Source organism: Kiritimatiellia bacterium (genome assembly GCA_018001225.1).
Lineage (GTDB): Bacteria > Verrucomicrobiota > Kiritimatiellia > CAIQIC01 > JAGNIJ01 > JAGNIJ01.
The window spans coordinates 26,836-43,824 of sequence record JAGNIJ010000040.1; the positions used below are offsets into that span (position 1 = coordinate 26,836).

General features: G+C 65.2%; 14 protein-coding genes and 1 tRNA gene. 2 read left to right on the top strand and 13 right to left on the bottom strand.

From position 1 onward, the window contains the following. The 4 genes from KA248_12540 to KA248_12555 form a co-directional block, all read right to left on the bottom strand. The gene (locus KA248_12540; protein MBP7830734.1) at positions 1–876 is read right to left on the bottom strand and encodes a Bro-N domain-containing protein; all 876 of its coding nucleotides are present in this window, start codon (positions 874–876) and stop codon (positions 1–3) included. Then, on the bottom strand, positions 873–3,590 hold the full coding sequence (locus KA248_12545; GenBank protein ID MBP7830735.1) for a DEAD/DEAH box helicase family protein: 2,718 nt from the start codon (positions 3,588–3,590) through the stop codon (positions 873–875). The genes KA248_12540 and KA248_12545 overlap by 4 nt, the downstream gene beginning before the upstream one ends. A 179-nt stretch (positions 3,591–3,769) precedes the next feature. Next, a complete protein-coding gene (locus tag KA248_12550) occupies positions 3,770–5,383 on the bottom strand; it encodes a tyrosine-type recombinase/integrase (GenBank protein ID MBP7830736.1) in 1,614 nt (537 codons plus the stop codon). A gap of 156 nt (positions 5,384–5,539) precedes the next feature. After that, positions 5,540–5,616: transfer RNA gene (locus KA248_12555), tRNA-Pro, on the bottom strand. A 423-nt stretch (positions 5,617–6,039) separates the two neighbouring features. On the opposite strand from KA248_12555, the gene KA248_12560 reads away from it, so the two are divergent. Both KA248_12560 and KA248_12565 read left to right on the top strand, forming a co-directional pair. Then, the gene (locus KA248_12560; protein MBP7830737.1) at positions 6,040–6,828 is read left to right on the top strand and encodes a serine acetyltransferase; all 789 of its coding nucleotides are present in this window, start codon (positions 6,040–6,042) and stop codon (positions 6,826–6,828) included. 17 nt (positions 6,829–6,845) lie between these two features. After that, positions 6,846–7,184, top strand: a complete 339-nt coding sequence (locus tag KA248_12565) for a hypothetical protein (GenBank protein MBP7830738.1) — start codon at positions 6,846–6,848, stop codon at positions 7,182–7,184. 14 nt (positions 7,185–7,198) lie between these two features. On the opposite strand, the gene KA248_12570 is transcribed toward KA248_12565, so the two are convergent. From KA248_12570 to KA248_12610, 9 genes are all read right to left on the bottom strand, one after another. After that, a complete protein-coding gene (locus KA248_12570; GenBank protein ID MBP7830739.1) occupies positions 7,199–8,797 on the bottom strand; it encodes a mechanosensitive ion channel in 1,599 nt (532 codons plus the stop codon). Continuing rightward, complete coding sequence (locus KA248_12575) at positions 8,794–9,615, bottom strand: MBL fold metallo-hydrolase (GenBank protein ID MBP7830740.1); 822 nt, start codon at positions 9,613–9,615, stop codon at positions 8,794–8,796. Before KA248_12575 ends, KA248_12570 begins: the two co-directional genes overlap by 4 nt. A gap of 1 nt (position 9,616) precedes the next feature. After that, complete coding sequence (locus tag KA248_12580; GenBank protein MBP7830741.1) at positions 9,617–11,755, bottom strand: adenylate/guanylate cyclase domain-containing protein; 2,139 nt, start codon at positions 11,753–11,755, stop codon at positions 9,617–9,619. Positions 11,756–11,896: 141 nt separating this feature from the next. Continuing rightward, a complete protein-coding gene (locus KA248_12585; protein ID MBP7830742.1) occupies positions 11,897–12,805 on the bottom strand; it encodes a M48 family metallopeptidase in 909 nt (302 codons plus the stop codon). Continuing rightward, a complete protein-coding gene (locus tag KA248_12590; protein MBP7830743.1) occupies positions 12,802–13,287 on the bottom strand; it encodes an SH3 domain-containing protein in 486 nt (161 codons plus the stop codon). The genes KA248_12585 and KA248_12590 overlap by 4 nt, the downstream gene beginning before the upstream one ends. Positions 13,288–13,337: 50 nt before the next feature. Beyond that, on the bottom strand, positions 13,338–14,276 hold the full coding sequence (locus KA248_12595; protein ID MBP7830744.1) for a hypothetical protein: 939 nt from the start codon (positions 14,274–14,276) through the stop codon (positions 13,338–13,340). Then, complete coding sequence (locus tag KA248_12600) at positions 14,273–15,193, bottom strand: MCE family protein (protein ID MBP7830745.1); 921 nt, start codon at positions 15,191–15,193, stop codon at positions 14,273–14,275. The genes KA248_12595 and KA248_12600 overlap by 4 nt, the downstream gene beginning before the upstream one ends. Before the next feature lie 2 nt (positions 15,194–15,195). Continuing rightward, on the bottom strand, positions 15,196–15,891 hold the full coding sequence (locus tag KA248_12605; GenBank protein ID MBP7830746.1) for an ABC transporter ATP-binding protein: 696 nt from the start codon (positions 15,889–15,891) through the stop codon (positions 15,196–15,198). 7 nt (positions 15,892–15,898) lie between these two features. Beyond that, positions 15,899–16,687 carry an ABC transporter permease gene (locus KA248_12610; GenBank protein MBP7830747.1) on the bottom strand — a complete coding sequence of 263 codons (789 nt, stop codon included), beginning with the start codon at positions 16,685–16,687 and terminating at the stop codon, positions 15,899–15,901. Positions 16,688–16,989: the final 302 nt, after the last annotated feature.

Sequence of the window (16,989 nt, forward strand, 5' to 3'; positions counted from 1 at the left end):
TCACGCCTTCTTGCGGGGTTTCTTAGCCGCGGCCACCGGCTTGATCCTCTTCGCCGACTGCGTCAGCGACAGGTAGTTCTCGCGGGTGATCACCGGGCGACCGCTCTTCTTCTCCAACTCGCGGCGGGCATTACCGGCAACCGTGCCGCCCGCGCGGGCGGCGTGTTGGCTTTCCGGGAAGCCCTGGGCATCGCGGGTACGGGTGATTTCCGTGCTGGCGGCTTCGCCCAGCATGGAGAAAATGAGTTCGAGATCGGTCATGTGATCCCGCAGGTTCTCGCGTTTGAGGCGTTTGAACTCGGCGTATTGGCTGGGGGTCATGCCGAAGGTGGCCTGGGAGATTTCGGCGGTGAGGATGGCGTACTCGACCCGTTCTTTCACGCCGCGTTTTTTCCATTCATCGGTCAGTTCATCGCGGATGGCGATGGAGCGCATCCGCTTCTCGATCCAGTCGTCGGAGTACCCCTTGGCCTTGTACAGGGCGCGGGTGCGCTTGGTGGCCAGCTCCGGGTCCTCTATTTCCTGGATGCGTTCGTAGCCGACCCTGGCCAGCCAGCGTTTGAACGGCTCGGCCTTGGGACTGGGGATGGACTGGATGAGGCGGAAAAGCCCTTCGGTGTTGGCACAGTTAAGACTCTGGGGCCCGCCGGGAGTGGCAATGGCAAGGGGGGTGGCAATTTGCCCCCACCCTTTGGCCAGTTCCGGATCGCGGCGGCGCATGTCCTTGATATAGCCTTGCGGGTCAACCGAATCGGTCAACGCGGCAACGATATCCGCGATAACGAACCACCATTCGTTGTTATGAATGGTACGTCGAACTTCTTTCCGCTGGAACAAGGCAATACGAGTTTCGGGCTTCTGGACGGCATCGCTCATGCCTCATTCTCCTTGTAATCGGTGAAGCTCGCCGAGAGGGCCGCAAAAGTCGTCGGCTGGTGTTGCTCGAAGCCCGCCTCGTCCACAAAAACAAAGTCGTAGCGCCGGCCGTTTTCCTCTGCCGCCGTGGCATCGGCGCACCATTGCTTCAGCCGGGCCATTTTCTGCGGCAGGTCGAGCTCCTCGCGGCCCTTGGTTTCGACAATCCACACGACGCCATCGGTGGTGCGGACAATGAAGTCGGGGGTATAAGTCGAAAGGTCGCCGTCAGCCTTCACGTAGTCGAGCTTGAAGCCGACCGCCAGGTAGTTCTTGGCAAAAGCGGCCACGTCGGGCGCGGCTTCGAGAAAGCCGGCGAACTTCAGCTCCAATCCGCCGGCGTGCGGTTCCCCGACGATACGGGTGAACAGGGACTTCCTGGGGACAAGGAACCCGCGGGGTTCGGTACGAAACGGACGCATGTCGCGCAGGCGAATCCGGTCCTCGATGCGCGTAGCGCCGCTCTGTTGAATGGTGAGGGCATTGATGGCGGTCTTGAAGGTGTCGTACAGAATCTTGCCGGCATCCGGCTCGGACAAATTGCGAAGCACGACAGGGTCTTCGAGGTTTACGGGTGAGGGGCTGAACAGATGCTCACGCATGAAGACCTTCACTTTGCCGTAGAGCACATCATACCCACCGACCAGGCGGAGATCTTTAAGGAGTTGGCGGGCAAAGAACCCGACCACGGAGCGATAGTCGGCTGGGCCGGACCCATCGAGCAGGATGGTGTGGTCTATTTCGGAATCGAGCATGCGCTTGAAAACGATCTCGCGCGTCTCCTCTGGCGTAAAAGGCTTGAGGGGCACCCTTTTATTACCGAAAGAAGCCGGATCGAGTGCGTCGAGGTCTTTGAAATCGCGGTGATAACGCCGCGTGAGCTTCGGCAGAGGGATATCCAGCGCGGCGATATCCTTCTCGGGGTTCTGGAGATCCACCTCGACAATCAAGGAATCCCGAGGGCCGGGGCCGTCCCCCATCGGGCGGTGTTCGAAGGTAACGCCTTCGGTTTGTATGGACTCGACGAATTCCATGAAAGCAGGGGTACCCATGACCGAGACGGTTTCCCGGGTGTCGGTGCCGAAATACATACGGCGCAGCCCGCGGCCGATAGTCTGTTCGGGGAGGATATCGCTCGCCGCGCTGAAAGCGCGCAGGCCGACCACGGTGGTGACGTTCCGCACGTCCCAACCTTCCTTGAGCATGAGAACCGAGACAATGGCCTTATAGGGGCTTCCCCATGTGTCAATGGAATTGGCGGCGGCGCGAAGGATTTCGAGCTCCTCCTTGTTCTTGCCGGATGCGGATTCCGAGATCTCTCCGTTGTTTTTCGTGTGAATGACCAACACCGCGCCCTGTAATTCCGGGCATATTTTCTCAAGATAGGCGCCGACCTCGTCGCAGTTGCGGGTGTCATCCACCATCACGAAGAGCACGGCCTTCTTTCCCAGAGGCTCATGCTCGGCGTAACTCTTCTTCCACTCCTCGATGCCGAGGGCCAAATAGTCGGCGTATTTCTCCGTGAAGATGGCGCTTTTGTGCTCATGGAGCTTGGCCCGGCTGGCGGCGTCCGGCAGGACGGGATGTTTAACGACGTTCTGATGGATCGCCTCGACCAAGGGGTAGTCCGAAACGGTTTGAACGAATATCGCGCCGTTATCGTGACGGGGCGTGGCCGTCACGTCGAGTTGAAGCGCCAGGCGCTTGTCCTTTTGCAGCATCCGATGATGGATATCCTGAATGGACTTAAACCAGGCCATCTTCGGGTTGTGAATGTGGTGCGCCTCGTCGTTGAATACAGCCAGTTCCTCGATATCGCGGACAATTTCGCCCAGGTCGGTCTTGCTATCGGTTGTCTTGCCTGCCGGCTTGGGGCCGAAAGGCATGAGAAAGTAATCACGCAGGTCTTCGTCTTCGATCGAAGGCTCGCCGATGTCGCCGAGAAAGACGCGGTGAATATTGGTCAGGAAGATATTCCCCGAATGGCGGACTACGCGCACGTCGTCTTGAATGTGCAGAGTAACCTGAAAATCATCGCGCCAGTTGCGGCCCTCATGGCCATTGGCGGGCAGCACAGGGTCATTGAAAAAGATACGCAGCCCATCGAAATCGGCGCGCAAGCGATCAAGGACAATGATATTCGGGGCGATGACAAGGAAGTTGCGCGAAAGTGCGGAATCCGGTTCGTAGAGCTTATGGAAATAGCTCCAGGCGAGAAGCAGCGACAGCACCTTGGTTTTACCGGCGCCCGTGGCCATTTTCAATACGTAACGAGGCCATTCTTCATCGAACATCCCGGACGACACAGCGCCCGATGCGTCGAACCGGAGCAGATCGAACTTATCGCGGACATGGCGAACGTCATGGAGCCAAATGACGGTTTCAACGGCCTCGCGTTGGGCGAAGTAATAGCGGAAAGAGGTAAGCGACCCATCGGCGGCTTCAAGCAGGTGATTCGTTTCAAACCACCAACGAAGCAGAGCCACGGATGTAGGCGCCGCTCCTGGGTAGCCGTCGTTGCGCCACGTAAAAACCTCGTTACGGACTTTGGCCACAAGGGGGGGTAGCAGCTTCTCATAGGCTGTGCTGCGCAACGCCTCATCGGCCGGGAACCAACGTTGACCCGGAACAAGAGGTTCATACGGCGAAACAGGGAACTCTGGATGAAGAGACATGGTGTCTATTTACAATTTACCAGGGACGGGACCAATACATTTTACAGGGAAACGTATCGAATCCATCCAAAATCCCTTGTCATTTCTGGCCGCCAAACCATTTTCCCCGTATTGCCACTGGAATAGCTATACGGAAATAGCGTCATGAGTTATTTCCACGGCCGGAAATGGAGCCCTGTTTAGCCAGACACCAGCTTGGCCAGTTCCAAGGCACGTTTGGAATCTTGAGCCCATGCCCGGGCCGATGTGTTCGACAGGATATCGATCAATTGCTCCCTAGGCGTTTTCTCGCCATTGGTCAGCAATCTGGGCATGGCAGCCTGCAGCGCCCGCTTGAAGTCCTCCCGGCCCGGCCGGAAGTAGTGCTTCAAGACGACATCCACCGTGGTGTGGCCGGTCACGCGCCGGACCAGCTCCATGGGCAGGCCGGCGGTCAGGGCCAGGGTAATGAACGTGGTGCGGAACGAATGCCAGCCGCGGAGGCTGCCCCGCTTCATGCGCTGGCCGCTGCCGTTACTGTAGAGGGTGCCACGCACGACCGCCGGCACCGGGGGGCCCTTCCGGCGGACCACGGCGGCCTGAAGCAGCGATTCGATCTTGTTCAGGCAGATCGATACCGCGCCACTGCTGATGCCGGTCTCGGCGGCGACTTGGGTAACGGTCTTGCCGGCCGTGTAGGCCAGGAACACGGCCTTGAACCGCTCGCGCTTGGCCGCCGGCATGGCCGTGGACTCGATGGCCTTGATCCCATTCTCGCGTAGTTCCTCGGGAGGGAGAGAAGGAAGGGGCTTTTTCTTCTCGTCCTCGTCATCGTCCTCATCGTCCGGGTCTTCCTCGATGAACCCCGCGGCCATCAGGAGGCGCTTCAGGCGGGAATTCAGAACGTCCGGCCTGTCCTTGTAGAGCCGGGCCGCTTCAGGGAAGACGTACTCACCCCCACCCTTGCCCTTGCCTTGGTCCAGGCGCGACAGTTCATCCCGCAACAAGGGCATGATTGGGATCTCGACCGTGTCGCCGGTCTTGGAGGTCTTCACGGTCAGGAACCCGCCCTTGAGATCCACGCTGGACCACTTGAGCAAGGCGCAGTCCCCGCGGCGCATGGCCGTGCACAGGGCGGTCACGATCAGGGGGCGCATGAGATCATCGTCCTTGGCCGCCTCGAGGATCGCCGCGATTTCTTCCGGGGTGAAGGGCTGGCGGTGGACGATGTCCTCGACCTTGTCGGGTGTCTTCGCCAGGTACTTTCGGTATGCCTCGGCGCCAGGTTCCAAATGGAAAAAGACAGACCGCAGCAATCCTTTCGCCCTATTCCAGGTACGCGCCGAGACGCCGCGCTTCTCTTCCGAATCCATGAAAGCCTGGACATGAGCCGCAGATACATCGGTCATTTCCTTGTCCGATGGATAGCGGCCGTGAAGAAAAGTGACAAAGCTATTCAAGAGGCCGCGGCCGTAGCGGACGAATAGATCACTTGGTTTGCGCTTGCGGGGCAGCGTAGCCCAAGCTTCCGCCAGACCGGAAAGCGGCATGGAACTGTAGCGCTCGTCCGTCTTGATCTCCACGAGCCGCTCGATCATTTTCTCGGCGCCGGCCTTCTCCTGCGCTTCCGCGCGCAATTGTTTTTCCACCGTCTGGGCGCGGCCCTTGGAAAGGACAAAAGCGCGACTCCGCGGCTTCCCCATGACCTCCACTTTCGTGGAAATGATCCGGCGCCGGCCTCTCACCATGAAGCTGGCATACCAGTACTTGCTGGCCAATTCGCCGTTCGGAAGTCGTCTGACCTGGACCGACATGAATCCTTACCCCCTCATGGGACACTCATGAACACAGGTGAACATATAGCGCAAACGAGGGGGGAGAAGCAAGCTCAACTAGCACAAGTTTTCGCACAAGTCTGGACAGAAAAAAATCGGCGATTCGTTAAAATCGCCGATTTTCCCCAGTAAAACTGGTCGGGGCGAGGGGATTTGAACCCCTGACCTTTTGCACCCCAAGCAAACGCGCTACCAGGCTGCGCTACGCCCCGACTCCTCGCTCTATTCAACATTCTCCGCCAAACATCCCGCCTGCACCCCAAGTCCCGACTCTCGGAGGTCGGGACGCTACCAGGCTGCGTGATTTGCCTTCATGCAGTTGTTCAGCAAGCCAAGCCGAGACGCTAGCACGCGGCCCGGGGCCGGTCAAATCCGCTTTTCCACCCACGGAACCGTTCTTGATTCGCGGGAGGGCGTCGGGTAGGTTGCCCGCGATGAGCAAGGGAGAAAAGGGCATGAAGCATCCAGCGTCGCACGAGTGCACGGGAACAGCCTCGGAATACTGCCTGTGCCGGGCGGCGACCGGCCTGCTCTCGCTGTACTCGGGCGGGCCCGAGGACCGCGCGGACAGCCTGCTGGGCTCCTATCCCAACACGACCAACATCGAGGAGGGCCTTCGCATCCTCGTCGACGTCATGCTGCCCGGGCGCATGTCCCAGGCGGAAATCCAGGCGGAGGAACTGGGCCTGTTCCTCGTCCGCCGCCTCGGCGAGGCCTGGCGCCTGCTGCGGCCCGAGGTGGAGAGGGCCATCCCCTTCCGCTGGATGGGCCAGGCCGCCCGCATGGAGGGCGCCCCGAAGCCCGTGGACCCCCACGAGGAATCCGGCCGCGTGATGCAGTCCTTCGTCGAGCGGTTGGGCGAGATCCGGAAACTGCTGGTGGAAGACATCCGGGCCGCGTACGACGGCGACCCGGCGGCGCTGACCTATGCCGAGGTCCAATTGGCGTACCCCGGACTGCTGGCGATCGCCTCGCACCGCCTGGCGCACGAGTTCTACAAGCTCCACGTGCCCATCGTACCGCGCGTGATGAGCGAGTGGACGCACTCGCAGACGGGCGTGGACATCCATCCCGGCGCGGAGATCGGGCACGGTTTCTTCATCGACCACGCGACCGGCGTGGTCATCGGCGAAACGACCCACATCGGCCACCACGTCAAGCTGTACCAGGGCGTCACGCTGGGGGCGCGCAGCTTCTCGCTCGACGCGCAGGGCCAGCCGGTCAAGCACGTGAAGCGGCATCCGACGGTAGAGGACGACGTGGTGATCTACGCGCACGCGACGATCCTCGGCGGCGACACGGTCATCGGCCGGGGCTCGACGATCGGGGCCAACGTGTTCCTGATGGAGAGCGTGCCGCCCAAGAGCTTCGTGACCAGCAAGCACGCCGAACTCCACATCAAGCGGGGCAACGAGAACGCCTGACGCCGCGGCCCGCGACCATGACCCGGATCCTGGCTATTCTCCTCGGCACGCAATTCCTCTACTCCATCAGCGACTTCATGGGGCGCGCGTACATGGCGCGCTACGGCTTCAGGGTCGCGGCGTTCTGGAGCGGCTGGTTCCTGGCCTACCTGGTCATCCGCCAGGTCGCCATGGTCGGCCAGCTCTATCTCTTCGCCCACGTGCCGCTCGGCAAGAGCATGGCGCTGCTGGGGGCCGTGTCCATCGTGATCAGCAACCTGCTGGGCTGGCTGTTCCTCGGCGAGGTGCTGTCCCTGTACGGGTACCTCGGGGTGTTCCTGGCCATGACGGCCATCCTGGTCATGACCTTGCGCTGAAGTGCCAGCCTCGATCAGCCGCTGACGCCCAGCAGGCGTAGGAACCGGCGCAGGATGGTTTCCTTCTTGAGGGTCTCCGCCACGTTCGCCGGGCCCAGGGATTTCAGCTGCTCCAGCGCCGCGAGGTTGGCCTCCGCGCGATGCGCCACGATCCGGGCCAGCGCCTCCGGCACTTCCGGGCGCACGGCCAGCAGCCGCGTGAACGCCTCGCGCGAAATCAGCAGCATCTCCGTCTCGCCGGGCGAGACCAGCGTCGCCGTGCGCGGGAGACCCGTGACGAGGCTCATCTCCCCGAACAGCGAGCCGGGGCCCAGGTCAAACTCGTTCGCCTGCCGCAGGTCGCTGTACTCCACCCGGCCACGGACGGTTCCGCGCACTAGCACGTAGCACGATTCCCCGGGATCGCCCTGCCGGAAAATGGTTTCGCCGGCCGTGAATCGGACACGGCGGATCGAGGGCGAAATCCCGGCCAGGTCCGTTTCCGACAATAAGGCCTGGCCTTTTTCATCCACGAGCAGCTTGCCGATGAAATCGCTGCGCAGCAGGTCCCGCGCGGTGTCGCGGACATCCTCGCTCTCGGGCGGCATGCGGCGCTGGCGATAGACGACGGCCATGAAATCGTTGAGCAGCTTGTCGCTCATCGGGAACGGGATCTCAATGCCGCGGCGCTTAAAGCGGTACCAGATCATCCGCATCACGTCACCCTCGACGGCGGTGCGGTCGTAGAACTGGTTTGTCCAGAAACGCAGCCGGTAGTTGATGCCGAAATCCTTGTACTCGACGAGATAGGCCGACGGCGCCGGTTCGCGCAGGACCTCCGGGATCGCCCGCGCGGATTCCAGCAGCGCCTCGATCACCTCGCCGGGTGCATCCGAGTAGCTAGCCCCCACGTTGACCGCGTGCCGCCGGAGCGGCGTGGGCCGGGTCATGTTGTGGATGACAGAGGAGGCGACGACCCCGTTGGGGATGACCATGATATGGCCGGCCACCGTGCGCAAACGGGTCTCGCGCCAGTTGGTCTCGATGACCTCTCCTTCCGTATCGCCGATCGCGACCCAGTCACCGGGCAGGACGGATCCGACCACATGCAGGGACATGCCGCCCAGGAGGTTGCCCAGCACGCCCTGCAGGGCGAAGCCGACCACCGCCGTCACTAGCGCCGTGGAGGCCAGGAGCGGAGAGATGTTGACGCCGAGCTGGTACTTCAGCACGGCAAAGGCGGCCAGCAGGAGGGCCAGGCCACGGATGATGTTGCGCATGAGCCGCGGCACGCGAAACGCCCGGCCGGCCAGGCGGCCCGCGTGCAGAACGATCAGCTCGATCGCGCCGAGGACCAGCACCACGACCCAGAACGTCAGCCAGGCGGACACATGTTTCGGGTGGCCCTGCAACCAGGCCAAGGCCTCGCCATTCCGCTTCAGCAGCCACAGGAGCACATGCGTGGCCACGAGCACGATGAGCGGCCGGAGCAGGAGGATCCGCCAGGAAGGCGTCTCGTCCTGTTCCCCCGCGCCGGCGCGCCGGCGCCACCCGCTCGTCAGGACCACGGCCAGCAGGTACAGGCCCAGCAGGACGACTCCTTCCAGGAAGGCCGGCAGCAGGGCGTGATTCACAATTCCACCTCCATGCCGTCCTGGGCCAGGCCCGCCCCCGGATACGCCACCAGGAGCCGGCGCTGGATGCGGTCCAACTGCTCATCCCGGCCGTCCGGCGCGTGGTGAATCACCAGGAGTTGCCCCGCCTGCACGTCACGGGCCACCTCGACGGCGTCCTCCCACGTACTGTGTCCCCAGCCCTTGAAGGCCGGATACGTCGCGCGGCTGTAGTGCCCGTCGAAGAGCAGCAGCCGACAGGGCCCGGGTTGGCGGCACAAATCGAGAAACATCCGTTTTTCATCCGGGCTGGAAAGATCCCATTCGATATCCGTCGCAAAAACGAGCGAGGCGCCCGTCGACGGTTCGTCCAGTCGGTACGCCACGCAGCCGCCGGGGTGATGCACCGGGCAGGACCGGAGTTGCAGCCCGCCGAACTGTTCGGGAATCGGCTCGAAGCGAAGGCCGGCCTGCACCCGCTCCATCTGGATCGGCCAGAACGGCTGCTTCATGAGCTGGGACAGGATCTGTTCCGCCCTCTGCCCGCCGGCATCGGGCGCCGCCACGCGCAGGGTCACGCCCTTGACGTAGAGAAGCGGAAACGAAGGCCAGCCGACCACGTGGTCGAGGTGGAAGTGCGTGAGCAACACCATCACCTCGGCGGGCGGATGCTCCGCGAAGCGCGCTCCCAGCGGCCGGATCCCGGTCCCGGCGTCCAGGAAAAGCGTTTCCCCCGCCTGCCCTTGCACCAGGATGCACGTCGTCTCGCCGCCGTATCGCATGAATCCCGGCTGGGCGGCGCTGCTGGTTCCCCGGGCTCCCCCGATCGTGATTTTCATGTCACCCCTTCTCCGTCAGGTTCCACACGCCGGCCCAGTCGGCCGGCGGGGCCGCCTGGTACAGGCGGCAGCGCCCGGCGTACGCTTGCGAGGCGGGGTCCTCCGCCTGTCGTTCAAACAGGGGAAGGGCCTCCGCGAATTTTCCTTCGAAAAAGAGGCGCAGCGCGCGCCCGAAGTCGGCGTGCCATTCCGGCCGTGTCTCGCCGGGCAGGCCGGTGGGCTCAAAGACAGCCACGGGCTGCTTGCGGCCGACCACGGTCAAGCGCGCCAACGGACGCCCCGCGAACGCGCCCGCGGTTTTTTCCCAGGTGGACTCGGAGACCATGAAGTAGGTGCCGAACGCCTTGTTCGCGCCCTCGAGCCGCGAGGCCAGGTTGGCGGCGTCGCCGAGGACGGTGTAGTTGAACCGGTCGCGGGAGCCCATGTTGCCGACCGTCACGTCGCCGGTATGGATGCCGATGCGCATCTTGACCACGGCGCCGTACTTCTCCTGCCACTCCGCGCGGCGCTCCGCCAGCCGCCGCTGGCACCGGAGCGCGGCCCGGCAGGCGCGCGCGGCGTGGTCGGGCTGCGCCACCGGCGCGTTCCAGAACGCGACGATCGCGTCGCCGATAAACTTGTCGAGGTACCCGCCCTCCTCCTTGATGATCTCGCCCATCTCCGACAGGTACTCGTTGAGCAGGCCGATGAGCTGGGTCGGGTCGAGCCGCTCGGAGAAGGAGGAGAATTTCTCGATGTCGGAGAAGAAGATCGTCAGCTCGCGCTTCTCGCCGCCGAGCGACAGCCGCGACGGGTCGGCGAGGAGCTGGTCGATCACCGTCTCGCCCAGGTAGAACTTGAAGGCGGACTTGATGAACGCCTTCTGCCGGCCCTCGGTGGCGTAGTTCACCACGACGGCGCCGACCACGGCGAGCAGCACGGCGACCTCGCCCACGGCCACCGGCCACCAAATCCCCACCCGGTACGTCGCCAGCCCCGCGAGCGGCGGGAGGGGCAGGAAAACCACAAAGGCCGCGACGTTCTGCCATGCCTTCCGGCCGAGGGTCACGGCGATGCCGCTCAACAGGGCCAGCAGGAGCGTGGCCAGCCACACCACGCCGGGCCGGGCGTCGCGCACGAACTGCGCGGCGAGCAAGTTGTCCAGCATCGTCGTGTGAATCTCCACGCCGGGATAGACGCGGCTGATCGGCGTGGGCCGCAGGTCGAGCAGAGCGGGGGCGCTGAAGCCGAAAAAGACATAGGCATCCCGGAACTCTTCCGGCTTCACGACGGGCTCGCCGCCCTCGCGCAGGCGAAGTTCCGACTGGATGATCGAGGCCGCGCTGAACGAGGGATGCGTGCCGGATCGCCCGATGTAACGCAGCGTCGCACGGCCGCGCCGGTCGATGGGGATGCGCCGGTCGCCCACCTTCAACCAGCCCGGCTCCAGTCGCACGGCCACTTCGGTCCCGGCCGCCTTCTGGTCGGCCAGCCACGCGGCCAGGCCCAGCGACGGAACGGCCCTCCCGTCGAACACCCGGAAGAGCGCGGCCCGCCGGAACACGCCGTCCGGGTCCGGCTGGTCGGACACGTTGCCCCAGGCCACCCCGGGTTGGATCAACTCCGGCACGGGAAAAGCGGCGCGGACCACCCGCCCCGTAAAGGCGCGCCGCCCGGCCCGCCAGTCTTTCAAGCCCTGGAATTCCGGCCACGGCGGCGGCGCCCCTTCCGGCCATTCGGCGGCGTCACCCGCCGTCTCGCCGCCGATGTACAGCGCGGCAACATAGGCGCGCGTCCGGCCGATGGCGGCCCCGAACGTTTCGTCGTCGCTCACGCCGTAAAACGACGGCTCGGTGAAGATCACGTCGAAGGCCACGGCCCGGGCTCCGGCCCGGCCGCAGAAATCCAGCAGCGCGGAGTACAGCTCGCGGGGCCACGGCCAGGAGAGCCCCATCTCCTTCTTGCCCCAGTCCAGGCTGGCCTGGTCGAGCAGGATGACCTTGATCCGCGGCGTTTCCGGGCTCGGCTGCTTGAGCCAGAGCACGCGCCAGCGCCACGCGATGTTCTCCAGCGGATCGAGCTTGCCCCAGCGCCAGAGGCCAATGGCCGCCAGCGCGGCGGCCAGGCCGACCAGGAGGCCATAAAGAAGCTTCTTCCGCATGATGACTACGTCGGGTTGCTGTTCAGTGAACGTTGGTCATCCCGAGCGGAGCGAGGGATCTCCAGCGTTATGAAAAGGCCGGAGTTCCCTCACTTCGTTCGGGATGACCCCTGATGCGATCCGTCTCCTGTTGGACATTCGCTAGATACCCTGCATCGCCCGCTCAAACCGGGCCTGGCGCGCGGCCGGCTCGGTCCGTTCCGGCGCGGAGCCGATCCACCCCCGTATGTCGCGGACGCGGTCTTCCGGGTCCGGGTGGGTCTTGGCGAAGTCCAGCCCGCCGGGCTTCAACTTCCTCTCCATCTGCTCGAGCATGTCGACGAGGGCCTGCGGATCGTAGCCGACCTGCTCCAGGATCTTCACGGCGCCCTTGTCCGCGTCGCGCTCCTGGCCGCGGGCGTAGCCGCTGTTCATCAGGGTGCCCGTGATGTCGGTGATGCTGCCCTCGAAGGCGGTGGTCAGTTCCGCCAGGTCCTCGCTGCCGAAGGTCTTGGCGCTTTCCACGGCGAGGATGGTGAGGGCGGACGTCAAGCGGCCCTGCTTGATCGCCTTGAGCCCGTGCTGGTTCTGCACGTGCCCGATCTCGTGGGCCAGCACGGAAGCCAGCGCGTCCTCGGTCCGGCAGCAGCGCAACATGCCCCGCGTGACCAGGATCAGCCCGCCGGGCGCCGCGAAGGCGTTGATCTCGTCGCTATCGAGGATCATGAAGTGGTACCCGCCGAAGGTCTCGGGTCTGGTCGAGGCCAGGGCCAGGCTCTGGCCCAGCAGGTTCAGGTAGCGGTGCGCGGCGTCGTTGGAGTACGGTTCGTACTTCGTCAGGATCGTCGCGGCCACGGCGCGGCCGATGTAGTACTCCTGCTCGGGGGTGATGTCCTCGAAGGTCTTGGCCACGGCGGCCGTGGTCCGCGTGAGCGAGGCCGCCTCGTTGGTGGTCATGGTTCCCGTGGCCACGCCCACCGCGGCGCCGAGTTCGCCGGCGACCTCGAGGGTTTTGCAGCCAGCCAGGCCGATCGCCGCCGCCGCCAGGATCAGCAGGAAGAGCTGCTTCATCGCTCACCTCCCGTCGAACTCTTCACGCCGCCCGCGCGGAGAAACGCCGTGAGTTCCTCCATCGAGTACCGGGTCTTCTCCATCCAGTTCACCCAGCTGAAATCGACTTCGGGGTTCTGCTGCTTGAACTCCGCCTCGACCTCCTTGTTGAAGCCCTTGCCGGCCAGCGCCAGTTCCTCGCCCGAGGTCCGGGTCTGGACATCCTCGCTGCCGGACGCCAGCACGATCTTCTTCTTCGTCAGCGCGGACGAGTGCATCCAGCCTTTCGGGGCGCCGGCCGCCTGGACCTCCATCCAGTCGCCGCGCTGCTGGAGCACGTCCACGCGGGCCCCGTAATTCACCGTGGCCAGCACCTGCCCCAGGTACGACGGCGTGGCGCGGATTTGTCCGGCCTTGATCTGCACGCTCATCTCGGTCCCGGCCCACGCCGCCGGCGCCAGGGCCAGCAGGGCCGCGATCCCGATCATCGCTCGCATGTTCATGGCATTCTCCCTTGTAAGCTTCCAATCATTAGACGTTGTGTGGCCCGGGTTTATTTAGTTTCTTCCGGCTCGATGGCGCCGGTTTTCCGGCGTATTTCCAGGAATAAATCCGCAATACGGGCCGCCAGGTCGGGCCGGCCGGCCTTTTCCGCCGCCGCCAGGGCCGGCTCGATGCACTTCAGGGCCGCCACGGTATCCCCCTGCCCGAACAGGCTGCGGGCGGCCCGGTAGTACCGATCCGCCGATTCCGCGGGCTGGCCGGCCTGGCCCCAGGCCTCGCCCGCACGGCGAAGCACCGCGGCGATTTCGTGCGGCGGGCGTCCGGCCTTCCGATAACCCGCCGCTTCCCTGTCGAGCCACGAGGCGGCCACGGCGGGTTGTCCCGTCATCCACGTAATCCGGGCCTGCAGGCCGGCGGCCCGGCCGTTCAGCAAGGCATCGCCCTTCCGTTCCAAGTCCTTCTCGATCGAAGCCAACACGCGGAACGCGCGCGGGGCATCGTTCCCGTCCGCGGCGAGCTGGGCTTCGAGCAGGGCGGCCTGGATCCAGAGCGCGCCGTTCCGGTCGCGATCCAGCCGCGCCCGGGACTCCTCGACCAGGGCCGCGGCCTCCTCCCCCTGTCCGAGGTTCCGCGCGGCGCCGGCCTCGAGGAGGATGACTTCGGCGGTATTCTGCCGGGCGCGTTCCAACTCCGCGCGCGCCTCGCGCAGCAGCGGCCGGGCCGCCTCGTCGCGGCCCAGCGCGACGAGGCAGGCGGCAAGGTTGTAGGCGTTGTTGCCGATCTCGCGGGCGTCGTCGGCCGCGCGGGCCCTGTCCAGCGCGCGGCGGTACAATTGCTCGGCCTGCCCGTACGCGCCGTGCCGGAAGGACACCTGCGCCGAGGACGCGTAGCGCTGCAGGTCGGGATCGACCGGGCGGGCGGGCTTCGGCGGGGAGGAACAGCCGGCGGCCAGCAGGCCCGCGGCCAGCCACAGAACCGAGCGCCTCATGGCGACACCTCCACGCCGAGCACGCCGGAGACGGGCACCCGCGCCGTCGGCTCGTCGGCCTCCATATACTTGCGCAGGAGCCAGTGCCGCTGGAGGCCCTCGATCAGGACCTCGGATTCGCGCAGGGTTTCGCGGCCCTGGAGCACCAGGCCCGGCACGTCGCCGCTCTCGTCGCGGATCGTTTCGCTGACCTGCTCGAAATTCTCCAGGATCTGCTGAACCTGCTGAAGCGTGGCGTCGATCTTGCCCGTGATCTGGCGTAACTCGTTGGCCAGGGCCGGATCGCGCAGGAGCTGGCCGGCGGTGCCCTCCCCCTTGACCAAGCCCTCGGTAATCGCGTTGAGATGGGCGAGCAACTGCTGCAGGTTGCCATCCGGTCGGTGCAGTTCCTCGGCGACCTTGGTGTATTCCTCCACGGCCTTCTGCATCGCCTGGATAGCGGGCACGGTGTTCTCGCGAATCTGCTGGACCACGTCCTGGACCATGGCCATCAATTCCGTGTCCTTCTCGCAGGCCAGCACGCCGCCGTCCTCCAGCGGCGCGGCGGAACCCTTGGTGATCTCCACGAACGCGTCGCCGGCGACGCCGAATTTCTTCTTGGCGATCGCCTTGGAATCCGTGCGAACGAACCGGATGAAATTGCCGCGGATGGTGATCTCGCCGGTCATGCCGCCGGCTTCGTCCACGCTGATGGACTCCACGGCGCCGACCAGGGCGCCCAGGATGCGGACCTCGGCTCCCTTCTGGAGATCGAACGACCCCTCCGGCGGGAACGTCAGGGTCAGGGTATGGACCTCCTCGAACCACCGCTGGGCATTGCCGGCCAGGATGATGCCGGCGATCACGAGGACGAGCGTCAGGAGGACGAACCCGCCCGTGATCTCGTTGACGTAGCGGAACTTGAAGGGCTTGGCCATGCTTACGTCCTTTCCACCGGCGCCCACCGTTCGCCGGCCATCTCGACCACCCGCGCCGGCTCGAACTCCTTCACGATATTCCGGTCGCCGGCGTCCTGCAACCAGATTACCGCCGCGCCGCGGTCGGAAGCCGCGCGCACCGCGCGAACCAGCGCGGCCGCCTTGTCCGGAGGCGCGTCGCGCAGCGGGCGCTCCAGCACGAGCAGGTCCCGCCGGCCCACCAGGGCCCGGATCCAGTCCGCCACCCGCAGGTCGCGCGACGGGACCCGGGCCGGCCGCGCGCGGGGGATGTCCTGGAGGCCGAAGGAGCGAGCCAGCGCCAAGGCCTCCGCGTCAATCTCCGCCTCCGGCCGGGGCGTGAAGTGGCGCTGGACCAGCGTGATGTTTTCGTCCACGTCCAGGTTGCTCACCCAAAGAGGCCGCTCGTAGATGCGTCCGATCCGGGCCCGGGCGGCGACGGCGCGGTCCGGGCCGACGCGGGACCAATCGTGACCTTCAAACAGCACCCGCCCCTCGTCGGGTTCGGCCAGACCCAGGGCCAGATCGCCGAACACGCCGCGGTGCGCCAGGGGTTCGAGAAGGACGAGAAGGCGCTCGCCCGGCCGCAGGGAGAACGTCACGTCCTCCAGGCCGTCCTCGTACTCCGCGCCCGATTTCACGCGGACTGATTCGAACTGCAGTATGATCCGGTCTTCCATTCCCCGCTCACAAGTAGGTCACCACCGACACCAGGGCCGAGACGATGAACAAGGCTATCGTCGAGCGCACCACGGCCCGCGTGGCGGCCTGGGGCACCTCCGTGACCGCCGTGTGTACGCTCAAGCCCTCGATGCAGCAGATCGCGCCGGTCGTCAGGCCGGGGAGGATGGTCTTGATGAAGAGGTTCCCTGCGTCGGCGGGCCGGATGGCCCGGAACACGCTGTTCACGAAGAGGTCCACCGGCCCGGGATTGGCCTGGAGCACCCAGCCGCTGACGTAGCCGCTGACGAACGACACCAGGATGAAGACGACGGTGAGGCAGAAGATCGAGATCGCGGCGCCCACGGCGCGGGGCACGACGAGGTAGGTGAACGGGTCGAGCCCCTGCCCGTCCAGCAGGTACACCTCGCCCGCGATCTTCATGTTGCCCAGTTCCGTCGCGATGGCCGTGCCGCTGCGGCCGATGATGACGAAGTTGACCAGCAGCGGACCCACCTCGCGGATCACGACCATCACCAGGACCGGACCGAGGAACGCCGTCTGGCCGACCTTGGCCAGCCAGACCTGGGCCTGGACGACGATCGAGAGCCCGACGGCGACGGCCAGGAGGGATACGAACCGGGTGGCCTCGAAGCCGGTGAAGAGAACCTGCCGGGCCAGGACATTACGGGAAGTGCGGGGCCAGGTGCCGGGCTTGCAGGCCACGCGGAGAATGCCCCAAACCGCGGCGGTCACCGTGACCGCCGAGCGCGCCTTGGCCACGGCAAATGCCCCGATCTTTGTCAGCGCCTTCATGAAGGCATGCGACTCCGGCGGGTCAGAATCTCCCAAAAGCGCGCCGCCTCGCCAAGAACTAAACGGCCGGGAGGCTTGCTCAATGGCCAGGGCGCTTGATGGTGATGATGCGGCTCTTCCGCTCGGGCGAGAGGTACTCGGGGGGAAGCTCGATCCGCGTGGTGGCGATCATGTCCTCGCGGTTCGGGGGCGGCGCCGGGGGCGGCGGGGGCGGCGCGATGCGCTGGGCGTCGACCTGCGGCCGGACGGGCTGTACGACGCGGAGTACCTTGCGTCAGGACGGACCGGGGATATGGGTTGCC